This is a genomic window from Streptomyces sp. NPDC001714, from assembly GCF_042892755.1.
Taxonomy (GTDB): Bacteria; Actinomycetota; Actinomycetes; order Streptomycetales; family Streptomycetaceae; genus Streptomyces.
In genome coordinates this window covers 302,884-325,653 of sequence record NZ_JBIAUL010000003.1, presented here as the reverse complement: position 1 = coordinate 325,653, position 22,770 = coordinate 302,884, and the positions used below count along the sequence as shown (strand labels likewise).

Genomic DNA, 22,770 nt, shown 5'->3' with positions numbered 1-22,770 from the left:
TGATCAACGACCTGTCGAGTGGGAAGGCACGATCGATACCAGAGCAGATGTTCCCAGGGAGGGCGACCGGCGCGAACCGCCCAGACTCGTGTCGAAGTGCTCGGCCCCGCCGAGCCGAAGCTCGGCGGGGCCGAGGAGTGCCTGCCAGGGCTGACCAGGAGCGTCCGCCCTGACAGGCTCTTTCGTCGCTGCGTGTCGAACGTCAGCCGAAGGTACCGCCGAAGAAGTTGGTACCGCCGTTGTTGTTCCCGCCGTTGTTTCCGGTGCTCACCGTGGTCAGGGTGATCTGGGTGTTGCCGGGGTCGTTTTCGCCGGTGTTGGGCTGCGGGTCCTGGTTGGTGACGATCGCGTTGTCGCTGGAGTCGCCGTTGAACTGGATGTTGGTGAAGCCGTTCGCCTGCAGGGTCTGCTTGGCCTGCTTCACGGTCTGGCCGATCACGCTCGGCACGGCCGTCTGCTGCTGGGCCTTGCCGATCTGGATGTTCACCGAGGAGTTCTTCTTGACCTGGGTGCCGGCCACCGGGTCGGTCGAGACGACCTTGCCGACCTGGTTGGGGTCCGTGGTGTCCACCTCGGTGCAGTTGCCGGTCAGGTTGTTGGCCGTCATCTGCGCCTTGGCGTCGTCACAGCTCCTGCCGGTGACATCGGGGACCGTCGCCTTCTCCTCGGCCTTGGCGACGGTGAGGGTGATCGTGGTGCCCTTCTCCACTTCCGCGCCGAGGACCGGATCCTGCTCCAGGACGGTGCCCGGGTCCTCACCGGAGACCTGCTGCTTCGTCTTGACGACGAACTTGTACTTGTCGCCCTCAAGCGTCGTCTTGGCGTCGTCGATGTTCTGGCCGACGACACTCGGTACGACCACCTTTGGCGCGCCGGTCGACACCACCAGGTTGACCGTGTCGCCCTTGTTCACGTCCGTGCCGGGCTTCGGGTCCTGGTCGCAGACGCTGCCCTTCGGCGCGTTCTCGCAGGCCTTCTTGGTCGGTGTCCCCAGCTTCAGGCCGGAGTTGACGGCCATCTTCTGTGCGTCCGTGTAGGTCTGGCCGATGAAGTTCGGGGCGGCGAAGGGCTTGTCCGTTCCGCCCCCGCCGAACGCCCACTTGCCGATCAGGATCGCGCCGACCAGCACCAGGATCCCCGCGACCACGAGCAGGATCGTGGAGGTGTTGTTCTTCTTCTGCTGGCGGCGGCGGTCCGGGCGGTCGTCGTAGCCGTAGCCGCCGTCGTCCGGGTTCATCGGGGGGAGCATGGTGGTGGCGCCGGCGTCGGCGCGCATGGCCGTGGTGGGCATGTCGTCCGGGTAGCCGCCGTAGCCGACGGAGCCCATGGCCGCGGTGGCCGCGACCGGCTGGCCGTCCAGGCAGGCCTCGATGTCGGCGCGCATCTCGTCGGCCGACTGGTACCGGTAGTTCGGGTCCTTGACCAGGGCCCGCAGGACGATGGCGTCCATCTCCGGGGTGATCTCGGGGTCGAAGACCGATGGCGGCTGTGGTTCCTCGCGGACGTGCTGGTAGGCGACCGCGACCGGGCTGTCGCCCACGAACGGCGGTCGTACCGTCAACAGCTCGTAGAGGAGGCAACCCGTCGAGTAGAGGTCCGAGCGGGCGTCGACCTGCTCGCCCTTCGCCTGCTCCGGGGAGAGGTACTGGGCGGTGCCGATGACGGCCGCCGTCTGGGTCATGGTCATGCCGGCGTCGCCCATGGCGCGGGCGATGCCGAAGTCCATGACCTTGACCTGGCCGTTGCGCGTCAGCATGACGTTCGCCGGCTTGATGTCACGGTGGACGATGCCGCTGCGGTGCGCGTACTCCAGGCCCTGGAGGATGCCGATGGTCATCTCCATCGCGCGCTCGGGCAGCAGCTTGCGCCCGGAGTGCAGCAGCTCGCGCAGCGTCGAGCCGTCCACGTACTCCATGACGATGTACGGGATCGAGACCCCGTCGATGTAGTCCTCGCCCGTGTCGTAGACCGCGACGATCGCGGGATGGTTGAGCGAGGCGGCCGACTGGGCCTCCCGGCGGAACCGGGCCTGGAAGGACGGATCGCGCGCGAGGTCCGCGCGCAGCGTCTTCACCGCCACCGTGCGGCCGAGCCGCGTGTCATGGGCGAGGTAGACCTCCGCCATGCCACCACGGCCGAGCACGTGGCCCAGCTCGTACCGGCCGCCGAGGCGACGCGGCTCTTCCATAGTTCCCTACCAGCCCTCTCCGTCGGTCCCGACCGGCACGGGTGTGCGGTCGGAGGCTGCCGTCCGGGCCTACCGTACCCGGCTGTGTTTGTGTGACCTGGCCAAGCCCGTAACCCGATACAGGACCGGTATGTCAACGTGCACCGATGTGAAGGGGACGTGAGCGGGGTCACTTCTTGCTGTTGATGACCGCCTCCATCACGCTCTTCGCGATCGGGGCCGCGAGGCCGCCGCCGGAGATGTCGTCACGGTTGGCCTGGTCGTCCTCGATCACCACGGCGACGGCGACCGGCTTGCTGCCGTCGGGGAGCTTGGCGTACGAGATGAACCAGGCGTACGGGTTCTCGCTGTTCTCCACACCGTGCTGGGCGGTACCGGTCTTGCCGCCCACCGTGACGCCGTTGATCTGCGCGTTCGTACCGGTGCCCTCCTTGACGACCGTCTCCATCATGGACTGGAGGACCTGGGCGTTGGAGGAGGACAGCGGCTGGCTCATCTCCTCGGGCTCGGTCTGGGAGATGGTGTCGAGGTTCGACGACTGCAGCTTGTCGATCATGTACGGCTTCATCAGCTTGCCGTCGTTGGCGACCGCGGAGGCGACCATGGCCATCTGCAGCGGGGTCGCGGCGGTGTTGTACTGGCCGATCGAGGAGAGCGCGGTCTGCGACTGGTTCATGTTGTCGGAGAAGACCGAGGCGCTGGAGCGGACCGGGGTGAACTGCTCCGAGTCGAAGCCGAACTTCTTGGCCTCGGCGAGCATCTTGTCGTTGCCGAGGTCGGCGCCGATCTTGCCGAAGACGGTGTTGCAGGAGTAGCGCAGCGCGACTCGCATGGTCGCGTTCTTGCAGGGGATGCTGCCCTCGTTCTTCAGCTCGGTCGTGGTGCCGGGCATGACGTAGGGCAGCGGGGACTTCGTGGCCTCGTCGGCGGAGCTGTACAGGCCGTTCTGGAGCGCGGCCGCGGCCGTGACGACCTTGAAGGTGGAGCCCGGCGGGTAGGTCTCGCGCAGCGCCCGGTTCAGCATCGGGTCGTTCGGGTTGTATTTCTTCTGCAGCTTCTTCCAGGCCTCGGCGTCGGTGTCCGAGGTGCCGGCGAAGGCGGAGGGGTCGTACGACGGGTAGGAGGCGAGGGCCAGGATCTTGCCCGTGGCGGGGTCGAGGGCGACGACCGCGCCCTTGCCGCCCTGCTTCTTCAGCCCGTTGTAGGCGGCGCTCTGGGCGGCCGCGTTGAGGGTGGTGACGACGTTGCCGCCCGACTTCTGCTTGCCCGTGATCATGTCGAGGGTGTTGCGGAAGAAGAGCCGGTCGTCGTTGCCGGTGAGGATGCCGTCCTCGAGGCTCTCCAGCTGGTTGGCGCCGAAGGCCTGGGAGGCGTAGCCGGTGACCGGCGACCACATGGGGCCGTTCTTGTAGGTGCGCTTGTACTTCAGGTCGTTGAGGCCGGAGGAGCCGGACGCCGTGGAGCCGGTGATCGGGTTGCCGTCGACGATGATGTCGCCGCGCGGGGTGGAGTAGCGGGCGATCGTGACGCGGCGGTTGGCGGGGTCCTCGCGGAGGGTGTCGGCCTTGACGTACTGGAGCCAGTTGTCGCGCAGCAGCAGGGTCAGGACCAGGAAGCCGCAGAAGATCGCGATCCGGCGCAGGGGCTTGTTCATGAGGGGCGGACCACCTGGGTCATCTCGGCGTCGGGGTTGGCGGCGGGGGCCGGGGCCGGTCGGCGGGCGGTGTCGCTGATGCGGATGAGCACGCCGATGAGCGCCCAGTTGGCGATCACGGAGGAACCGCCGTACGCGAGGAACGGCATCGTCATACCGGTGAGCGGGATGAGCCCCATCACACCGCCGGCGACGACGAAGACCTGGAGGGCGAAGGCGCCGGAGAGGCCGACGGCGAGCAGCTTGCCGAAGGGGTCGCGGGCGGCGAGGGAGGTGCGCACACCGCGTTCGACGATCAGGCCGTAGATGAGCAGGATCGCCATGATGCCGGCGAGGCCCAGTTCCTCGCCGAAGGTGGCGAGGATGAAGTCGGAGTTGGCGGCGAACCGGATCAGGTCGGAGTGGCCCTGGCCGAGGCCGGTGCCGAGGGTGCCGCCGGAGCCGAACGCCCACAGCGCCTGCATGGCCTGCTCGGAGTGGCCGGCGACGCCCTGCCGGGAGAGCGTGTACTCCTTCATCGGGTCGAGCCAGGCCTGGACACGCTGCTGCACGTGCGGTTCGAAGCTGGCCACGCCGACCGCGCCGGCCGCCGACATCAGCAGACCGAAGACGATCCAGCTGGTCCGCTCGGTGGCGACGTACAGCATGATGATGAACATTCCGAAGAACAGCAGCGAGGTACCGAGGTCGGTCTCGAACACCAGGATGAGGATCGAGATGAACCAGACGACCAGGATCGGGCCCAGGTCGCGGCCGCGCGGCAGGTACAGCCCCATGAAGCGGCGGCTGGCGAGCGCGAGGGCGTCCCGCTTGACCATCAGGTAGCCGGCGAAGAACACCGCGAGGACGATCTTCGCGAACTCACCTGGCTGGATGGTGAAGCCGCCGATGGAGATCCAGATCTTGGCGCCGTAGACGTTCAGGCCGAGGCCCGGGACCAGCGGGAGCAGCAGCAGGAAGAGCGCGGCCACCATGGAGATGTAGGTGTAGCGCTGGAGTGCTCTGTGGTCCTTCAGGAAGATCAGGACGACGATGAACAGCGCGATGCCCATCGCGGTGTACAGCAGCTGGTTGGTGGCCTTGCCGCCCGAGACGTGGATCGACTGGAGCAGCTTGGACTGGTCGAGTCTCCAGATGACGACCAGACCGAGGCCGTTGAGCAGGGTGGCCAGCGGCAGCAGCAGCGGGTCCGCGTAGGGGGCGAACTTGCGGACGACGAGGTGGGCGACGGCGGCAAGGAGGCCGAGGCCGAGTCCGTAGCTCAGCAGTCCGGCGGGGACCTTGTCGTTGATGGCCAGGCCCACGTTGGCGTAGGCGAACACCGGGATGACGACGGCGAACACCAGGAGCGCGAGCTCGGTGTTGCGCCGGCTCGGGGTGCCGATGGAGCCGATCGTGGACGTGTGGTTCGTCGACGTGTTGGTAGTACTGCTCATCGTGTGACGGGGCCTCTCACGGCTTGCCTGCTACTGCTTACCGCACAGCGAGACGACCTTCTGCTCATCCTCCGAGAGGGTGGGGCCGGGGCTGGGGGTCGCTGAGGGGGACGGGGACGGTGACGCCGTGGAGGACGCCGAGTTCGACGGTGTGGGCGAGGCCTTGGACGTGAGAGAGGTCTTGGTGGTTCCCGTGGTGCCTCCGGCCTCGCCCTGGCCGGTCTTGGAGTTGGTCTTGGACTCGGCGGTGGTGCGCTCCGACTCCTTCTTGCAGGCGGAGGCCTGCACGGCCAGCTCCTGGACCTTCGACCGGGCGTCCTTGAGCCCGCCCTCGGCGATGGTCGCCTTGACCTGCTTCTGCTGGTAGGGCGGCAGGTACTTGAGTTCGATCTCGGGGTGGTCCGTCTCCACCTTCGACAGCGACACCCAGGCCAGGTCCTGGCTGATGCCCTGGTAGAGCGCGACGTGCTCGCCGTTGGCGCCGACGTAGTACTGCGTCTGCGTCCAGCGGTAGCCGCCGTACAGGCCCCCGCCGAGCACGGCGAGGGCGAGCACACTGTAGAAGGATCTCTTCAGCCACTTGCGGCCCTTGCGGGGCTTGACGAAGTCGTCGTCGGTGTAGTCGCCGAAGCTGTCGGTGGGGACGTAGCCGGTGGTGTCGCCGGAGCCGGGCGGGCCGAACTCGCCGCCGCCGTGGCCCTGCCGGCCGAGGTTGGCGGCGCGGCCCGCCGGGGTCTGCATGTAGCCGTTGTCGTGCAGGTGGTGCTGGTTCTCGGCGACCGCGCCGACCACGACCGGGGTGTCGGAGAGCTGGCCTGCGAGGGTGTCGCCGGTGTCCAGGTCGAGGACGTCCGCGATGATGACCGTGATGTTGTCGGGGCCGCCGCCGCGCAGCGCGAGCTGGATCAGCTCCTGCACGGTCTCCTGCGGGCCCTGGTAGCTGGCGAGGGTCTCCTCCAGGGTCTGGTGGGAGACGACCCCGGAGAGCCCGTCGGAGCAGATGAGATAACGGTCACCCGCGCGCACCTCGCGGATGGAGAGGTCCGGCTCGACGTGGTCGCCGCTGCCGAGCGCGCGCATGAGCAGTGAGCGCTGCGGGTGGGTGGTGGCCTCTTCCTCGGTGATCCGGCCCTCGTCGACGAGCCGCTGCACCCAGGTGTGGTCCTGGGTGATCTGCGTGAGCACCCCGTCACGGAGCAGGTACGCGCGAGAGTCGCCGACGTGCACGAGACCGAGCCGCTGCCCGGTCCACAGCAGGGCGGTGAGGGTGGTCCCCATGCCCTCCAGCTGCGGGTCCTCCTCCACCATGGCGCGCAGCTGGTCGTTGGCGCGCTGCACGGCGTGGCCGAGGGAGGTGAGGATGTCGGAGCCGGGCACGTCGTCGTCGAGCGTGACCAGGGTGGAGATCACCTCGGACGAGGCGACCTCGCCCGCGGCCTGGCCGCCCATGCCGTCGGCGATGGCGAGCAGGCGGGGACCGGCGTAACCGGAGTCCTCGTTGCCCTCCCGGATCATGCCTTTGTGCGATCCGGCGGCGAAGCGCAGTGACAGACTCATGCGCACCTCGCCCGTCGGCTCCGGGTACATCCGCACGGTGCCCACCCTCCGGTCGGGAGCGCGCCGGGGACCGGCGTCCGGTCCGCCGCTGCGTGCTCGCTCCGCTCGCGCCTATCCATGATGTAGCACTACTTCCGCAGCTCGATGACGGTTTTGCCGATGCGGATCGGCGCGCCCAGCGGGATCGGCGTGGGAGTCGTCAGCCGGGACCGGTCCAGGTAGGTGCCGTTGGTCGAGCCGAGGTCCTCGACGATCCACTGGCCGTCGCGGTCCGGGTAGATCCTGGCATGCCGGCTGGAGGCGTAGTCGTCGTCCAGCACGATCGTCGAGTCGTGGGCGCGGCCGAGGGTGATGGTCTGGCCCTGGAGCGCGACCGTCGTACCGGTGAGGGTGCCCTCGGAGACGACCAGCTTGGTGGGGGCGTTACGGCGCTGGCGGCCGCCGGCCGCGGGCTGCTGGCCGCGCTGCTGCGGGGGCGCGGCCTGCTGCCGGGCGGCGGGCTGCTGCCGGCGCCCTTCTTCCCTACGCGATCCGCGCTGGGTGACGCGCGTACCGAACAGGTCGCTGCGGATGACCTGCACGGCCACGATCACGAACAGCCACAGTACGGCCAGGAAACCCAGCCGCATGACCGTGAGGGTCAGCTCTGACATTGCCCCCGCTTCACCCTTCGGCTTGCCGGTAAATGATGGTGGTGCTGCCCACGACGATCCGCGAGCCGTCGCGGAGCGTAGCGCGGGTGGTGTGCTGCCCGTCCACCACGATGCCGTTGGTGGACCCGAGATCCTGGATCGTCGAGGGCGTTCCGGTCCGGATCTCGCAGTGCCGGCGGGAGACGCCGGGGTCGTCGATCCGCACGTCGGCCTCGGTGCTGCGGCCCAGCACGAGCGTCGCGCGGGAGATCTGATGGCGGGCGCCGTTGATCTCGATCCAGTAGCGGGTGCGGGAGCCGGGCGCCGGGGCGCCGACGGGACCCGAGGGCGGCCGCTGGGCGGCCGGCTGGGTCGGCTGCGGGTACCCGTAGCCGCCGGGGCGGGCGCCGGGCGGCGGGGCGCTCGGCATCGGCGGGGCGGCGGCGCTCTGCTGCGGGTAGCCGTAGCCGCCGGGGCGCTGCGGGGCACCGCCCGCCGGGGCGCGCTCGGGGGCCTGCTGGTTGCTGGACGAGGCGAGCGTGCGGCTGCGCACCCGGTACAGACCGGTGTCGAGGTCGTCGGCCTTCTCCAGGTTGACCTTGATCGGCCCCATGAAGGTGTAGCGCTGCTGCTTGGCGTAGTCGCGGACCATCCCGGCGAGCTCGTCGCCGAGCTGCCCGGAGTAGGGGCTGAGCCGCTCGAAGTCGGGCGCGCTCAGCTCCACGATGAAGTCATTGGGTACGACGGTCCGGTCCCGGTTCCAGATGGTCGCGTTGTTGTCGCACTCGCGCTGCAGCGCGCCGGCGATCTCCACGGGCTGGACCTCGGACTTGAACACCTTGGCGAAGGTGCCGTTGACCAGACCTTCGAGACGCTGCTCGAACTTCTTCAGGACTCCCACAGGGCACCTCCTCTGTCGCCTTGCCCGTACTGCCTGCCGTTGCCGTTACCGCTCACTGATCGTATCTACGCGCCCGGCAATCAGCCGGTTCCCCCAGCGGCCCCCCTTCGAACTCCTCGGCGTGCTTCTCCCGCCGGGATCGGCGCTCGTTCTGCCATGGATCGTAGAGGTGGCCCACGACCAGTGTCCCGCACCTGACTGTGGACCCGATCCGTCTCCTGGACAGATGGGCTCGACCGGTACGAGGTTGATACGCGAACGCCGACTGCTCGGTACGTGATCACCAGGTGAGCGCTGCCCCGGGACAAGGGATGTGAACCCACCCTGCCCCACGTGCTAGTGTTCTCGATGTCGGAAGGGGCCAGCCCGAAGGAAACAACGGGGCTGAAGCCGGAAGACACACCCAATGCGCGGGTGGCGGAATAGGCAGACGCGCTGGATTCAGGTTCCAGTGCCCGCAAGGGCGTGGGGGTTCAACTCCCCCCTCGCGCACAGAGAGATACCGATGAGACGGGTCTCCACCGGTGACGGAAGTCACGGTGGGGGCCCGTTTCTCGTTGTGCTGTGATCGTCCGTGGCTGTCCGTCGGCTGTGAGGCATCGCACAGCCTTGTCAAGGCGTGCCGGAGCTCCCCTGCTCGTGAGCTATCTCACGGGTGTGCCTGTCCTGAGTGTGCTGCGGTGCCGCGGATGCGGCGGGAGCCTGCGGATTCGACGCCCTCGGCGAGAGGGATCTCGGCGTGGCCGTCGCAGTCGACTGGCACGGGAGGCGGCGGCGGGCCACGATGGGCGGCAGCCGGAGGTCGCCGTCGGCGTCATCGGGCGTCCGGGCTCAGAGCAAGAAGGGGTTCGTCACAGTGATCGACACGGACGAGCTGGCCGAGCGGAACGCCGGGTTCGCCGACGGCGGGTCCTTCGCCGGCCTCAGGCTCATGCCCAGCGGCAGTCTGACGGTCATCGGATGCGTCGACCCCCGTGTCGACCCGTCCGACGTGCTCGGGCTCAAGCTCGGCGAGGCGGCGGTGATCCGCAACGTCGGAGGGCGGGTCGCGCCCGCGACGCTCCGGACGCTGGAGATGCTCTCGAAGGTCGTCCAGGCCCGCACGGCCGGCCCTCGCCCGGGCGCCGTCCACTATGCGGTCCTGCACCACACCGACTGCGGGATCACCGACCTGGCCGCGTTCCCCGAGCTGCTGGCCGACTACTTCGAAGTTCCGGCCGGGGACCTGGACGCCAAGGCGGTCACCGACCCGGTCGCCGCCGTGCGCGTCGACGTCGAAGTCCTCAAGCGGAGGCTTCCGGCCGGAGTCTTCGTCTCAGGGCTCGTGTACGACGTGGCGACCGGGCTCATCGACGTCGTCGTCCCGCCCGCGCGAGTGGACGCATGAAGCATGTGTGACGATCACGGGCACTCGGCGGCCGAGGCGGCGTGGTCGGCGCCTCGCCTCGCGGAGGGACCGGCTGTCGACCCGGTGACGCTGCCCGAGGTCGACGAGGTCAGGGTCACGACGCTGGTCGACAACACCTACGACGCCCTGCTGGCCTCTGCCGAAGGCGTCACCCGGGCGCCGCTGGGCGCCGGGTGGACCGCGGCGCGGCAGTTCGCCGGCGGCGAGGCCCTTGCCGGGCTGCGTGCCGAGCACGGCTTCTCCGCCCTGGTCACCGTCCGGAGCGGGAACGCGAGCAGCACGCTGCTGTTCGACACCGGCGCGTCGCCGGACGGGCTGGCGGTGAACGCCGAGCGTCTCGGTGTCGATGTCGGCGGCCTGCAGGGCGTCGTGCTCAGCCACGGACACTTCGACCACGCGGGCGGCTTCGACGGCCTGGCCCGGCTGCGCGGGCGCTCCGGCCTGCCGCTGACCGTCCACCCCGCGGTCTGGACCCGCCGCCGCCTGGCACTGCCCGCCGGTCAGGGGCTGGAGATGCCCACGCTGTCACGGGGCGCCCTGGAACGCGAAGGGTTCGAGGTGATCGAGCGGCGGCAGCCGTCGCTGCTGGCCGGCGGCATCCTGATCACCGGCGAGGTGGACCGCGTCACCGAGTTCGAGCACGGCATGCCGCCGGCGCACCAGGCCTGGGACGGGAACGGCTGGCGGCACGACCCCGCCGTCATCGACGACCAGGCACTCGTCGTCAACGTGCGCGGCCGGGGACTCGTCGTCATCACGGGGTGCGGTCACGCCGGAGTGGTCAACATCGTCCGCCACGCCATGAGACTGACCGGCGTCGGTGAACTGCTGGCCCTCCTCGGCGGCTTCCACCTGAGCGGCCCCGCCTTCGAGCCGGTCATCGGCCCGACGGTGGATGCGCTCACCGAACTCGCACCCGAACTGATCGTCCCCGGTCACTGCACCGGCTGGCGCGCCCAGCACGCCCTCGCCGCGGCGCTCCCGGACGCATGGGTGCAGACCAGCGTCGGAACCACCTGCACACTCGGCGCCCCACAGGGGGCTGATGGCTGATCCCGGCACAACCGGCGGTCAGTGCGGGTGGTCGTGGTGGTCGTGGTGGTCGTGGTGGTCGGAGTCGTCGGAGTCGTCGGAGTGGTCACGGTGGTCGTGGCCCGGGGCGCGTCGGGCCAGGGAGCGGGCGCGTGCGGTGACCTCGTCCGTGGTCACGGCGCACAAGCCCGTGAGCACATCCTCCAGGGCGGCCAGCCAGAGCCCGTAGTAGTCGTACGGTTCGTCCCGCTCCGCCGAGCCTTCCCAGGCGGCGATCCGGGCGATCAGCGCGGCCTGGAAGTCCGGCCAGGTGAACGCTCCCGCGTCGTACAGGGTGACGGCCATCCCGAAGGCGCGGCTCTCCCACGGCTCGGCGAACACCAGCTCGCCGTTGGAGCGGGGCGGTGCGGCGGGGCCCTCGATGTCCAGCGGTGCGCTCATGGTGCCGCCACCTTGGCCACGCCGACCATCGCGTCCCTCGTCACCAGAGGCGCGAGTTCCTCCTCGGTCAGGTGCTCGGTGCCGGACGGCCGCTCGGGCAGCACCAGCCAGCGCACCTCGCTGGTGGAGTCGCGGACGGTGATCCGAACGTCGTCGCCCAGCTCGAGTCCCATCTCGGCCAGCACCGCGCGCGGTTCCCTCACCACCCGGGCGCGGTAGGCGGGATCCTTGTACCAGCTCGGTGGCAGGCCGAGCACCGGCCAGGGGTAGCACGAGCACAGCGTGCAGACCACCACGTTGTGCGTGGTCGGGGTGTTCTCCACCACGACGATGTGCTCGCCCTGGAACCCTCCGAAGCCCAGCTCCTTGATGGCGGCCGTGCCGTCCTCGAGCAGCCGGCGACGGTACTCGGGGTCCGTCCAGGCCCTGGCGACGACCTTCGCGCCGTTGAGCGGGCCGATGGTGGTCTCATAGGTGGTGATGAGCCCGTCCATCGCCTTCGGGTCGATCAGGCCCCGCTCGGTGAGCAACTGCTCGAGCGCCTCGGTGCGCAGGGCCGGGGGAAGGCGCTCGGCCGATCCGACGGTGGTCGTCATGAGGGGGTCTCCAGATAACTCTCGAACAGTTCCACGGTGACTTCGAACGGCTCGGCGTCGGTGCCCCACAGGTCATGTGAGTCGAAGCGCACCGAGTAGACGTACTGCGGGTTCTCGCCCAGGAAGTGCGCGTTGGTGTCCGGCAGCACGCCGGCGGGCTGGATGATGTCGACGACGCCGGCATGCCCTCGCACATAGCGCGGGAGTCTGGTGTGGCCGGGCGGCGACATGTCCTTGGCGCGGACGCGCTCGCCGACGGCGAAGGCGGGCGCGGTGTCGACGGAGCGCAGCGTGCCCTCGGCGGCCGGCGCGTAGTCGGGCCTGGCCGGCTCCGGGACCGGGGGCTCCGCCACGTGCTCGCCGCGGAGGTTGCGGGCGCGGGCGTCGACCGCACCGGGTGCCAGGACGGCGCTGTCGAGGAGTCTCAGCTCCCCGGCGTTGAGCCAGCGCCCGTAGTAGCCGTCGTCGATGTAGTGCGCTCGGTCCAGGCGCTCCAGCGCGTGCCGGAAGGAGTCCAGGTTTCCCCCGGACACCCGGTTCGAGAGGATCGCGAGCGCGAATGCCCGGCCCTCCCAGGGCTCTGCGAAAACAGGCTCGTCCCGTCTCGGCGGATGCACGGAACCCCAGCCCGGGGCTCCTCCCATGTCGGCAATACCATCCATGGCCGGACCTCTCTTTTGCCGACAATAACGGGCATAGCTAGACGAATTTTATTCGGGTGACGTCTCCGGCGTCACGGTGCGAGCTCCGCCCCGGCCCGCTGGCCGCGGCGCCTGCCGCGGATGCGTCGGGCCCATCGCCGTCACCCCGGTTGCGGCCTGCTCGCGCGGGTCGCAGGCTGCCCCCATGGACTACAGCCCGGAAACAGGCGTGCGGCCCGTCCTGGTGACCGGTGCTGCGGGCAGCGTCGGGGCCGTCGGCAGGACCGTGGTCCACGGTCTTCGGCGCCGGGGCTTCCAGGTCCGCGCTCTGGTGCACCGGGACGACGACCGCGCCCAGGCGCTGCGCGCGACGGGCGCCGAAGTCGGGGTCGGGGATCTGACGCGTGCCCGTGATGTCGCCGACGCCCTCGACGGCTGCGGACGGATGTATTTCGGCATGGCCGTGTCGGCGCAGTACCTGCTGGCCGCGGTGACCACGGCGTCGGTCGCCCGCGCGTACGGGGGGCTGGAGGCGTTCGTGAACATGTCGCAGCTGACCGTCTCCGAGATGGACGCCACCAGCGGCTCCGAGTCGCATCAGCATCGTCAGCAGTGGCTGGTCGAGCAGGTTCTCGACTGGTCGGGCCTGCCCGTGGTCGAGGTCAGGCCCACCGTCTTCATGGAGAACCCGCTCTTCCGGGCCGTGTTCTCCTCGATCGCCGAGGACGGCACCATCAGGTGGCCCTTCGGGAAGGCGAAGACCTCCCCGATCGCGGCCGGTGACGTGGCCGCCGTCGTCGAGGAGATCCTGGCCGATCCGGCCCGGCACATCGGCCGGATCTACGAGCTGACCGGTCCCCGATCACAGGACGTCACCGCTCTGGCCGCGGAGATCTCCGATGCTCTGCGCCGGCCGGTCGGCTGCACCGACGTCCCGTTGCAGGAATGGCTCGACAACGATCTCAAGGCGCTGGGACTGCCGGACCATGTCTTCCAGCACATCTCCACCATGGCTCGCCTGCACGTGGCCGGCCGCTATGACCGCCAGGCGGACGGCGTGGCGGAGGTCACCGGGCGGCCCGCCGCAGGAGTGGCCGATTTCGTCCGCGAGAACCCCGAACTGTTCACTCGCTGAAGCCGCCTGCGGTCCGGGCCGCCGGGATCAGCCCGGTGGTCCACCAGGTCGTCGGGGCGCGGCGGGCGTGGTGCCGGGCCCGGCTCACTCCCGTACGCCCGCGAGTTCCGCCGCCCCTCGCCGCAGGGCGGGCCACGCGGTGGCGACGGCGGCGGCCGCGGCGAGGATCGCGCAGGCTCCGGCAGCCGCGCCCATGGCCGGCCACGGCAGCCGGACCGGGGCCGGCGCCGACAGCAGGCGCAAGGCCCGCCACATTCCCGCCAGTTCGAGGGCCGCGACCAGCAGCCCCAGCAGCGTCCCGACCGCGACCACCGCCAGCGCCTCGGTGCCGACCAGCCGCAGCACCTGCCCCCGGGTGGCCCCGGCCAGCCGCAGCGCGGCCAGCTCGCGCACCCGGTCGGCGGTGGCCATCACCATGGTGTTGACCAGGGAGATCCCGGTGTAGAGCAGCGCGATGCCGAGGACCAGGAGGAGGCCGAGCCGGGTGGTCCGGTCGGTCTGCGGGTGGGCCGCCGCGACCCACTGGTCCGCGGTGAGCACCCGTCCGCCGCTCGCCCGGACCGCCGCCCGCAGCCCGGCCGCCACCGCGCCCGCGTCCGCGCCGTCCCGCAGAGCCACGTCGACCCGGTCGACGGCCGCGCCCGAGGCGTTGGCCGGGGTCACGTACACGCCGTTGTCGCCGGTGCCCGTCCGCAGCACGGCGGCGACGCGCAACGTCCTGCTGGTGCCGTCGCCCAGCCACACCCGGACCCGCTGCCCCACGGTGTGCCGCTCCCACTCCTCGTTCACGATGATCGAGCCGTCGTCCAGACCGGTGACCCGGCCGGAGGCGAGCGGGAGGCGGGCGGTGGCCGCCAGCGCGGCCGGATCGGCGGCCCGGGCCTCGGATCTGATCAGGGCGACCCCGTCCTCCAGCACGTACACCGCGCTCGCCGAGGTCGCCGACACCTCGGCGCCCGGCACCGCGCGCACGGCCCGGAGCGTCGTCCCGTCGAACCCGGCGGCATCCGGGGGCGTGACGACGAAGGCCGCGGTGGTCCGGGCGCGGGTCTCGGCGGCCCGGGCCGCGTTCAGGTTCGCGACGGCACCGAGCAGCGAGCCCGTGAGGGCGACGGTCACCAGCACGGGCGCCGCGACGGCCGCCGTACGACGCACCCCGGCGGCCGCGTGCTCGCGCACCAGCAGCCCCGTGGCACCGGGGAGCCGGGCCGGGGCCCGGGTGAGCAGCCGGATCAGCGGACGGACCAGGACGGGCGCGAGCAGGGCGACCGCCGTGATCAGCACCATCGGCCGGCTCACATAGGTCTTGCGGTGCAGCAGGTCGCCGGGGTCGTCGAGGAGCAGCAGCACGGCCGCGGTCAGCGACAGGCCCGCACCGCACAGCAGGCGCCCCCGGGCCATCGGCCTGTCGTCCACGTCCGCCTCGCGCAACGCCTCCGTCGGCGCGGTCCGGCCCGCCCGCCAGGACGCGGCGGCCGCGCCCAGCAGGGCGACGAGCAGACCGGCCGAGAAGGCCGCGCCGTACGGCCAGGCGTGGCCGCGGATCCGGAACCAGCCCGGGGCGAGTCCGCCGTCGACGGTCCAGCGGGCGAGGCCGGGTGCGCCGTACCTGCCGAGCACGCAGCCCGCCGCCGAGGCGAGCACCCCGACCAGCAGGGCCTCGGCGAGCACCGTCCTGCGGAGCTGCCCGGGTGTCGCCCCGGCGGTACGCAGCAGGCCGAACTCGCGGCGGCGCTGGGCGACCGCGAAGGCGAAGGTGGACGCCACCACGAAGACCGACACGAAGGCCGTGACCCCGCCGGCGGTGCCGAACAGGGCGTTCAGCGCGGTCAGCGCCTCGCGGTCGCGGTCCGGGTCCGGGTCGGCGAGACGCCGGCCGTCGCCGGTGAGGACCTGTACGCCCGGGACGTCCCGCAGCGCGCTCCGTACCGCCGCCGGTCGCGCGGCGACGACCAACAGGGTGCTGCGGGGCGCCAGTCGCGCCGCCCGCGCGTCGGTGTAGAAGACGGCGTGCTCGAAGCCGCGGTCGGCGACCGTGCCGACGACGGTGACGCTGCCGTGATCCGTGCGGAGGGTGCGGCCGGGCTCCGCCCAGGTCCCGGTGACGACGACCTCGCGGGCGGTGCGGGGCGCACGGCCCGAGGTGATCTCGTACGACGCGAAGGCGGCGACCGGCCAGGGGTGCCCGACGAGATCGTCGGGCGCGTTCTCCGCGCGCACGGCGAAGGTGCGGTCGAGGGTGACCTTGCCGAGCCTCCTCAACTCGGCGACGGCGGTGGCGGGTACGGCCCGCGGCCGGGCGAGCTTCTGGGTGCGGGTGCCGATGGGGGTGGCGACCCGCAGGGTGTCGGCGCCCTTGACGACGACCCGGGCGGCGGCGAACCGCTCCGGGGCCCGGTGCGGGGCGTCCAGCGAGGAGGCGAGCGCCAGGCCCGTCACGGTGAGCAGGGCCACGCCCAGCGCGAGGGCGACGAAGCTGCCGACGAAGGTGACCCGGCGGGCGCGCAGGGTGCCCAGGGCGACGCTCAGCACGGCAGGGCCTCTGGCTTGGACGGCAGGGCCTCCGGCTTGGACGGCTGGGTCTGGGGGTTGGACGGTGGGGTCTGCGGGTTGGACGACGGGGTCTGCGGCTTGGACGGTGGGGTCTGCAGGTTGGACGACGGGGCCTCTGGCTTGGACGGCTGGGTCTGCGGGTTGGACGGTGGGGTTTGCGGCTTGGACGGTGGGGTCTGCGGGTTGGACGGTGGGGTCTGCGGCTTGGACGGCTGGGTCTGCGGGTTGGACGGTGGGGCCTCCGGCCTGAACGGCTGGGGCTCCTGCTCGGACGGCTTGGTTTCCGGCTCGGACGGCTTGGCCTCCAGCCTGGTCAGGTGGGTGGCGATGTCAGTGGCGGGCGCGCCGGTCAGTTCGCCGCCGACCCGGCCGTCGACGAGGAAGACGACGCGGTCGGCGTAGGAGGCGGCGACCGGGTCGTGGGTGACCATGACGGTCGTCCGGCCCTCGTCGTCCACCATGGCGCGCAGCAGCCTCAGCACCGTGCGGCCGGTCTGTGAATCCAGAGCGCCGGTCGGCTCGTCGCCGAACAGGACGTCGGGGCGGGTGATCAGGGCGCGGGCGAGCGCGACGCGCTGCTGCTGCCCGCCGGACAGCTCGCTCGGCCGGTGCCGGGCGCGGTCGGCGAGGCCGACCCGGTCGAGGACCTCGCGGACCCGGGCCCTAGGGGGGCGGCGGCCCGCCAGCCGCAGCGGCAACGCCACGTTCTGCTCGGCGGTGAGCGAGGGCAGCAGGTTGAACGCCTGGAAGACGAATCCGACGCGCTCCCGGCGCAGCAGGGTCAGCTTTCTCTCGCTCAGCCCGGTCAGCTCGGTCCCGCCCAGCAGGACGGACCCGGAGGTCGGCCGGTCGAGGCCCGCCGCGCACTGCAGCAGGGTCGACTTTCCGGAGCCGGACGGCCCCATGACGGCGGTGAACGTTCCCTTCGGAAAGTCCAGGGAGACTTCGTCGAGCGCGGTGACGGCGCGGTCGCCGGAGCCGTGACGTCTGCTGACGGAACGCAGGTTGATGGCGTCCATGGGTCCTCACTTGTCGGTTCGTCGGCGGCGGTACGGCCACGAAACCCTTCGGGGGCGGGGCGGCGCAGTGCGGCAGGACCGAGATCCGGGGTAGGGCCAGGCATACCCCTGCTCCGGCGGCTGGACGGATGGCCGCGTCCCCCGCCCGCCGCCTACGGTGACCGCATGCAGCCCCGTCCGCGCACCGTCTGGCAGGCCATGGCCGGTCCCGGCTTCCTGATCTCCTCCTGGCCCTGGCGGGCCGCCTGTTACCTGCTGACCGGCGCGGCGACCGGAGCCGTACTCCTCGTGGGTCTGGTGGCCGCGGTCACGGTCGGCGGGGTGCTCGTCGTCGCACTCGTCGGACTGCCACTGCTGCTCCTCACCGCGCTCGCGGGCCTTCCGGTGGCCTGGCTCGAACGGCACCGGCTGCTCCTGATCGACCGGGAGCGGGTGTACGACCCCCATGTCCGGCCGTCCGCCCCGGGACTGCGGGCGTGGCTCGCGACCCGGCTGCGGGAGCGGGCGACCTGGCGCGAACTCGGCCATGCGGTGCTGTTCGCGGGCCTGTTGTGGCCGGTGGACGCGCTCGCCGTGACGCTCGCGCTGCTCTGCCCGCTGTCGATGGCCGCCGCCCCGCTGCTGCTGGCCACGGCCGGCGGCGGCCGGGAGACGAAGGTGCTGAAGGCGTGGACGGTCACCGGCTGGCCGGCCGCTTTCGGCGTCGCGCTGGCCGGGGTGTTGCTGCTGGCCCTCGGCGGCTATGCGCTGGGCGTGGCGGCCGGTGCGCGGGCCGGTCTGGTCCGGCTGCTGATCGCGCCGCGCGAGGCCGAGTTGGGGGACAGGGTCGTCGAACTGGCGCAATCACGGGCGCGGTTGGTGGACGCCTTCGAGGCGGAACGGCGGCGCATCGAGCGCGATCTGCACGACGGGGCCCAACAGCGCCTGGTCGCCCTGTCCATGACCCTGGGCCTGGCCCGCCTGGACGCTCCGCCGGGACCGCTCGCCGACCAGCTCGCCAAGGCCCAGCGGGAGGCGGGCGAGGCGCTCGCCGAGCTGCGGGAGATCGTGCACGGGATCCATCCGAAGGTGCTGGCCGACCACGGCCTGGAGGCGGCGGTGGCGGATGCGGCGGATCGGACGGCCGTTCCTGTGGACGTCGGTCTCCGGTTGCCCGGGCGGCTGCCGGAGCCGGTCGAGGCGGCCGCGTACTTCGTGGTGCGGGAGGCGCTCGCCAACGTCGACCGGCACAGTGGTGCGCGCCGCGCCGAGGTGACCGGCGGGCACCGGGACGGCCGGCTGCACCTGGAGGTGCGCGACGACGGCCGCGGCGGCGCGGACGCCGGGGCGGGCAGCGGCCTCACCGGACTGGCGGACCGGGTGTCCGTCCTCGATGGCAGACTCTCCCTGTCCAGCCCGCCGGGCGGACCGACCCTGCTGCGTGTGGAGTTGCCGTGCGAGCCGATCGACCTCTGCGCGTAGTCCTGGCCGAGGACGGCGTGCTGCTGCGGGAGGGGATCGCGGGACTGCTGGGCCGGTTCGGTCATGAGGTGGTCGCCGCGGTGGGGGACGCGGAGGCGCTGGTGGCGGCGGTCGAGGAGCACGCGCCCGACGTCGTGGTGACGGACGTGCGGATGCCGCCGGGCTTCCAGGACGAGGGCCTGCAGGCGGCGGTGCGGCTGCGCGCGGCCCGGCCGGCGTTGCCGATCCTGGTCCTCAGCCAGTACGTGCAGCGCAGTTACGTCGCCGAACTCCTCGACTCCGGGGACGGGTCGGGCGTCGGGTACCTGCTCAAGGACCGGGTGGGGCAGGTGGCCGAGTTCGTCGCGGCGTTGGGGGAGGTGGCCGACGGGGGGACGGTGGTCGACCCCGAGGTGGTACGGCAACTGCTGCGCCGGCGCCGGGATCCGCTGGAGCGGCTGTCCCCGCGCGAGCGGGAGGTGCTCGCGCTGGTCGCCGAGGGGAAGTCGAACGGGGCGATCGCGAGAGAGCTGGTGGTTTCCGAGGCCGCGGTGGGCAAGCACATCGGGGGGATCCTGACGAAGCTGGACCTGCCGCCGGCGGAGGATTCGCATCGGCGGGTGCTGGCTGTGCTGGCTTATTTGAGGGCGTGACCTCTTCCTTCGGGGCGTTCAGTGGTGTTCTCGGCCGCGGGTGCGTCGTGGTTGCTCGCGCAGTTCCCCGCGCCCCAATTGAGATGGGCCCACCTGCTTGGGGGCGCGGGGAACTGCGCGAACAACCCCCACCGAGCGGTGGATACCCGACGGCACCGCCCCACCCTCCCCAAACCGTCCCGAAGTTATCCACAGGGTCTGACGTGTTTCGGCCCCCACCTGTACCGTCTCCACGAGTTGATGTTCGTGCGTGTGCGTGCGTGGAGTACGGGGGAGGCGGTCGACGTGACCGGACTGGAAGAGCTGACGGCGGTCGGCGGGCGCAAGCTGCCCGCGCCGAAGGGCTTTGCGCAGTGGCCTTCGCAGGGCTCCCCCAAGGAGGAGGGCAAGGCGCTGCGTGCGGCGGTGCCGCGCCGCGGCCATGACGCCCTGGACCTGGGCGGCTCCCGTCCCGACGCGGTCCGCGCGGTCGAGGAGTCCAACCGGGACCGCATACCCGAGCTGATCCCGATAAGGGTCGGCAGGATGGCGGCGAGCCCCTTCGCGTTCCTGCGCGGCTCGGCCGGCCTGATGGCGCACGACCTGGCCCGCACCCCGATGACCAGGATCGCCACCCAGATCTGCGGCGACGCCCACGCGGCCAACTTCGGCCTGTACGGCGACCCGCGCGGCGACCTCGTCATCGACCTGAACGACTTCGACGAGACGGTGCTCGGCCCCTGGGAGTGGGACCTCAAGCGGCTCGCCGCCTCCCTGGTGCTGGCCGGCCGGGAGGCGGGCGCCGACGAGGACATGTGCCGCAAGGCGGCCGGCGACGCGGCCGGCGCCTACCGCCGCACCATGCGCCTGCTGGCCAAGCTCCCGGTCCTGGACGCGTGGAACGCGATCGCGGACGAGGAACTGGTCTCCCACTCCGACGCCCACGACATGATCGGCACCCTGCGCCGGGTCTCGGAGAAGGCCCGCGCCAACACCAGCGGCCGGTTCGCGGCCCGGTCCACCGAGCCCACCGAGGACGGCGGCCGCCGCTTCGTGGACGCCGTGCCGGTGCTGCGCCGGGTCCCGGACGCGGAGGCGGAGGCGGTCACCGCCGCCCTGGAGCACTACGTGACCACGCTCTCCGAGGACCGCCACCCGCTGCTCGCCCGGCACACCCCGCACGACGTCGCCTTCCGCATCGTCGGCACCGGCAGCGTGGGCACCCGCTCCTACGTCGTCCTCCTCCTCGACCACCGCGGCGAGCCGCTGATCCTGCAGGTCAAGGAGGCCCGCCCGTCCGCGCTCGTCCCCCATCTCGCCACGGCCGGCTTCGAGACGCCGGCCGTCGACCACGAGGGCCGCCGGGTGGTCCTCGGCCAGAAGCGGATGCAGGTGGTGAGCGACATCCTGCTCGGCTGGACCACGGTGGACGGCCGCCCGTTCCAGGTCCGCCAGTTCCGCAACCGCAAGGGCAGCGTCGACCCGGCCGCCCTGTCCCCCGACCAGATCGACGACTACGGCCGGATGACCGGCGCCCTGCTGGCCCGCGCCCACTCGCACAGCGCCGACCCCCGCCTGATCGCCGGTTACTGCGGCAAGAACGAGGAGCTGGACGAGGCGATCGCCGCGTTCGCGGTGACCTACGCCGACCGTACGGAGGCGGACCACGAGGAACTGGTGACCGCGGTGCGGGCGGGGCGGATAGCCGCGGAGCTCGGGGTGTGATGCGCGTGCTCTCCGGCTTCCCGTCCCCGGCTTCCGGCCTCCGGTCTCCCGAGAGGTGCTGATGTGAAGTACGTCGAAATCGACGAGGGCGCGACCGCGGTCACCATCGACCCCGGCCCCTACCTGGCACGGCTGCCGGAGCTCGCCGGCGGCCTGCCGCCCGGCGCCCGCGCCTTCGCCACCGACCCGCGCCACTACGAGCTCGGCGGCCGCCGCTGCGTGAAGGACCTGCACCCGCTGGACATGCGCCGCACGGCCCCCGCCGACGTGGAGATCCGCTTCCGGCACAACTGCTACCAGCACGACGAGGACCTGATCGTCCGCTACACGGGGGTCTCCCGCTTCCAGACTGACATCCTGGGCGCCTGCGACCTCACCTCGCTCGGCGAGGTGATCCTCGACGAGATCCTCCCGCACCCCGGCGGCTGCACCCACGAGCTGGCTTGCCGCCCCGGCACCCTCGTCGTGGCCTGCACCGACCTGGTCGCCGAGTGGGTCCCGGCCACCGCCGACGGCGACAGGCCCTAGGCTGGTCGGGTGACGACCCCGGAAGCTGAGCAGTCCCAGGCACCGCGGCCCGAGGAACGGCTGGAGCAGGCCGTGCGGGCCGCCGAGCAGGCGTTGATCGAATACGAGATCGCGGTCGAGACCTTCCGTGTCGAGGTCGAGAACTTCTCCCGCCTGCACGAACAGAAGCTCGGCCCGCTCTATCTCCGCATCGAGGAGCTGGACGCGCGGATCGCCGAGGCCAAGGCCGCCCGCACCGGCGACCCCGAGGACATCCGCGCCGCCGAGGAGGCCCGGGCCCGGGTCCTGCCCATCCCCGGTGTCGAGGAGCTGCTGCACGGCTGGATGGACGGCGACGGCCTGTTCCCGGAGGCCGTCGCGATGCTCACCGAGCAGGAGGTCAGGCCTCCGCAGCGGGTCCGCCCCAGCGAGGAGGCCCGCCGGCTCTACCGCGAGCTGGCCCGCAAGGCCCACCCCGACCTGGTGCAGGAGGAGGCCGAGCAGGCGCGGCGCGAGGAGTTCCTCAGCCGGGTCAACGCGGCCTACGCCCGCGGCGACGAGGCCCTGCTGCGCGAGCTGGCCGAGGAGTGGGCGGCCGGCCCGGTCCCGCCGGAGCGCCGGCCCAGCCGGGCCGAGGAGCTGTACGCCCGCCTGGAATGGCTCTCCGAGCGCAAGGAACTGCTCGCCCTGGTCGCCAAGGAACTGGAGAACGGCCCCATCGCCGGCCTGCTCCGGCTGGCCCCCGACGACCCCGACGGCCTCCTCGACGAGATCGCCGAGCGGCTCCGCAAGGACGTGACCGAACGCGAGGCGGAACTGGCTGCCCTGCTGACCCAGGAGTAGCTCTCCGCTCCGGTCGGGTAGCGTCGGGGACATGAACTTCGCAGCGCGTGTGCCCACGGTCGAGGTCGCGGACCTCAAGGACGGCGACTTCCTGCTGGACGTCCGCGAGGACGACGAGTGGCAGGCGGGCCACGCGGCCGGCGCCCTGCACATCCCGATCAGCGAGTTCGTGGCCCGCTACGGCGAGCTCGCCGAGGCGGCCCCCCAGGACGCCCGCGTCCACGTCATCTGCCGCTCCGGCGGCCGCTCGGCCCAGGTCACGATGTACCTGGTCCAGCAGGGCATCGACGCCGTGAACGTCGACGGCGGCATGCAGGTGTGGCAGGCAGCGGGCCGCGAGGTCGTCACGGACGGCGGAGAACCGGGCTTCGTCGTCTGACCGGACTTTTCGGCGCCCGTACTGAAGCGCCCCCTCAGGGGCGCGGGGCAC

General features: G+C 71.6%; 19 protein-coding genes, 1 tRNA gene and 1 pseudogene. 10 read left to right on the top strand and 11 right to left on the bottom strand.

The features are described 5' to 3' along the window. Window positions 1-202: 202 nt before the first annotated feature. From pknB to ACFY0P_RS10195, 6 genes are all read right to left on the bottom strand, one after another. Entirely contained in the window at window positions 203-2,188 is a 1,986-nt protein-coding gene (gene pknB / locus ACFY0P_RS10220) for a Stk1 family PASTA domain-containing Ser/Thr kinase (protein ID WP_388909362.1), read from the bottom strand. Between the two features lie 169 nt (window positions 2,189-2,357). Then, window positions 2,358-3,842 (bottom strand): peptidoglycan D,D-transpeptidase FtsI family protein, encoded by a 1,485-nt coding sequence (locus tag ACFY0P_RS10215; protein WP_388909359.1) that lies wholly within the window; start codon window positions 3,840-3,842, stop codon window positions 2,358-2,360. Further along, window positions 3,839-5,278, bottom strand: a complete 1,440-nt coding sequence (locus ACFY0P_RS10210; protein WP_388909356.1) for an FtsW/RodA/SpoVE family cell cycle protein — start codon at window positions 5,276-5,278, stop codon at window positions 3,839-3,841. Before ACFY0P_RS10210 ends, ACFY0P_RS10215 begins: the two co-directional genes overlap by 4 nt. A gap of 30 nt (window positions 5,279-5,308) precedes the next feature. Next, entirely contained in the window at window positions 5,309-6,865 is a 1,557-nt protein-coding gene (locus ACFY0P_RS10205; RefSeq protein WP_388910096.1) for a Stp1/IreP family PP2C-type Ser/Thr phosphatase, read from the bottom strand. A gap of 98 nt (window positions 6,866-6,963) precedes the next feature. Further along, window positions 6,964-7,488 (bottom strand): FHA domain-containing protein, encoded by a 525-nt coding sequence (locus ACFY0P_RS10200; protein ID WP_093500760.1) that lies wholly within the window; start codon window positions 7,486-7,488, stop codon window positions 6,964-6,966. A gap of 10 nt (window positions 7,489-7,498) precedes the next feature. Further along, a complete protein-coding gene (locus ACFY0P_RS10195; protein WP_388909353.1) occupies window positions 7,499-8,368 on the bottom strand; it encodes an FhaA domain-containing protein in 870 nt (289 codons plus the stop codon). A 408-nt stretch (window positions 8,369-8,776) separates the two neighbouring features. Here ACFY0P_RS10195 and ACFY0P_RS10190 point away from each other — a divergent pair. The 3 genes from ACFY0P_RS10190 to ACFY0P_RS10180 all read left to right on the top strand — a co-directional run bounded on the left by ACFY0P_RS10190 (window position 8,777) and on the right by ACFY0P_RS10180 (window position 10,829). Continuing rightward, window positions 8,777-8,860: transfer RNA gene (locus ACFY0P_RS10190), tRNA-Leu, on the top strand. A gap of 247 nt (window positions 8,861-9,107) precedes the next feature. Continuing rightward, a complete protein-coding gene (locus ACFY0P_RS10185) occupies window positions 9,108-9,755 on the top strand; it encodes a carbonic anhydrase (protein WP_388909350.1) in 648 nt (215 codons plus the stop codon). 3 nt (window positions 9,756-9,758) lie between these two features. Next, window positions 9,759-10,829 carry an MBL fold metallo-hydrolase gene (locus tag ACFY0P_RS10180; RefSeq protein ID WP_388909347.1) on the top strand — a complete coding sequence of 357 codons (1,071 nt, stop codon included), beginning with the start codon at window positions 9,759-9,761 and terminating at the stop codon, window positions 10,827-10,829. 18 nt (window positions 10,830-10,847) lie between these two features. Here ACFY0P_RS10180 and ACFY0P_RS10175 read toward each other — a convergent pair whose 3' ends face one another. From ACFY0P_RS10175 to nthB, 3 genes are read right to left on the bottom strand one after another with little or no spacing between them, the layout of a single operon-like run. After that, complete coding sequence (locus tag ACFY0P_RS10175; RefSeq protein WP_388909344.1) at window positions 10,848-11,249, bottom strand: nitrile hydratase accessory protein; 402 nt, start codon at window positions 11,247-11,249, stop codon at window positions 10,848-10,850. Then, window positions 11,246-11,845: a nitrile hydratase subunit alpha gene (gene nthA / locus ACFY0P_RS10170; RefSeq protein WP_388909341.1), complete on the bottom strand. Its 600-nt coding sequence runs from the start codon at window positions 11,843-11,845 to the stop codon at window positions 11,246-11,248. The genes ACFY0P_RS10175 and nthA overlap by 4 nt, the downstream gene beginning before the upstream one ends. Further along, a complete protein-coding gene (gene nthB / locus ACFY0P_RS10165; protein ID WP_388909338.1) occupies window positions 11,842-12,507 on the bottom strand; it encodes a nitrile hydratase subunit beta in 666 nt (221 codons plus the stop codon). Before nthB ends, nthA begins: the two co-directional genes overlap by 4 nt. Window positions 12,508-12,691: 184 nt before the next feature. Between nthB and ACFY0P_RS10160 the strand changes: the two genes are divergently transcribed. Then, window positions 12,692-13,621 carry an NAD(P)H-binding protein gene (locus tag ACFY0P_RS10160; RefSeq protein WP_388909335.1) on the top strand — a complete coding sequence of 310 codons (930 nt, stop codon included), beginning with the start codon at window positions 12,692-12,694 and terminating at the stop codon, window positions 13,619-13,621. Between the two features lie 84 nt (window positions 13,622-13,705). On the opposite strand, the gene ACFY0P_RS10155 is transcribed toward ACFY0P_RS10160, so the two are convergent. Both ACFY0P_RS10155 and ACFY0P_RS10150 read right to left on the bottom strand, forming a co-directional pair. Beyond that, complete coding sequence (locus ACFY0P_RS10155) at window positions 13,706-16,153, bottom strand: FtsX-like permease family protein (protein ID WP_388909333.1); 2,448 nt, start codon at window positions 16,151-16,153, stop codon at window positions 13,706-13,708. Between the two features lie 314 nt (window positions 16,154-16,467). Further along, a pseudogene (locus ACFY0P_RS10150) lies at window positions 16,468-17,193 on the bottom strand (ABC transporter ATP-binding protein); the annotation flags it as partial. Between the two features lie 198 nt (window positions 17,194-17,391). On the opposite strand from ACFY0P_RS10150, the gene ACFY0P_RS10145 reads away from it, so the two are divergent. From ACFY0P_RS10145 to ACFY0P_RS10120, 6 genes are all read left to right on the top strand, one after another. Next, on the top strand, window positions 17,392-18,654 hold the full coding sequence (locus ACFY0P_RS10145) for a sensor histidine kinase (protein ID WP_388910093.1): 1,263 nt from the start codon (window positions 17,392-17,394) through the stop codon (window positions 18,652-18,654). Then, complete coding sequence (locus tag ACFY0P_RS10140; protein WP_388909330.1) at window positions 18,627-19,286, top strand: response regulator; 660 nt, start codon at window positions 18,627-18,629, stop codon at window positions 19,284-19,286. The genes ACFY0P_RS10145 and ACFY0P_RS10140 overlap by 28 nt, the downstream gene beginning before the upstream one ends. Before the next feature lie 240 nt (window positions 19,287-19,526). After that, window positions 19,527-20,990, top strand: a complete 1,464-nt coding sequence (locus tag ACFY0P_RS10135) for a DUF2252 domain-containing protein (RefSeq protein ID WP_388909327.1) — start codon at window positions 19,527-19,529, stop codon at window positions 20,988-20,990. A 63-nt stretch (window positions 20,991-21,053) separates the two neighbouring features. Then, a complete protein-coding gene (locus tag ACFY0P_RS10130) occupies window positions 21,054-21,518 on the top strand; it encodes a hypothetical protein (RefSeq protein ID WP_388909324.1) in 465 nt (154 codons plus the stop codon). A gap of 9 nt (window positions 21,519-21,527) precedes the next feature. Continuing rightward, window positions 21,528-22,340 (top strand): hypothetical protein, encoded by an 813-nt coding sequence (locus ACFY0P_RS10125; protein WP_388909321.1) that lies wholly within the window; start codon window positions 21,528-21,530, stop codon window positions 22,338-22,340. Window positions 22,341-22,389: 49 nt separating this feature from the next. Further along, complete coding sequence (locus tag ACFY0P_RS10120) at window positions 22,390-22,719, top strand: rhodanese-like domain-containing protein (protein WP_388910090.1); 330 nt, start codon at window positions 22,390-22,392, stop codon at window positions 22,717-22,719. The last annotated feature ends 51 nt before the right edge of the window (window positions 22,720-22,770 follow it).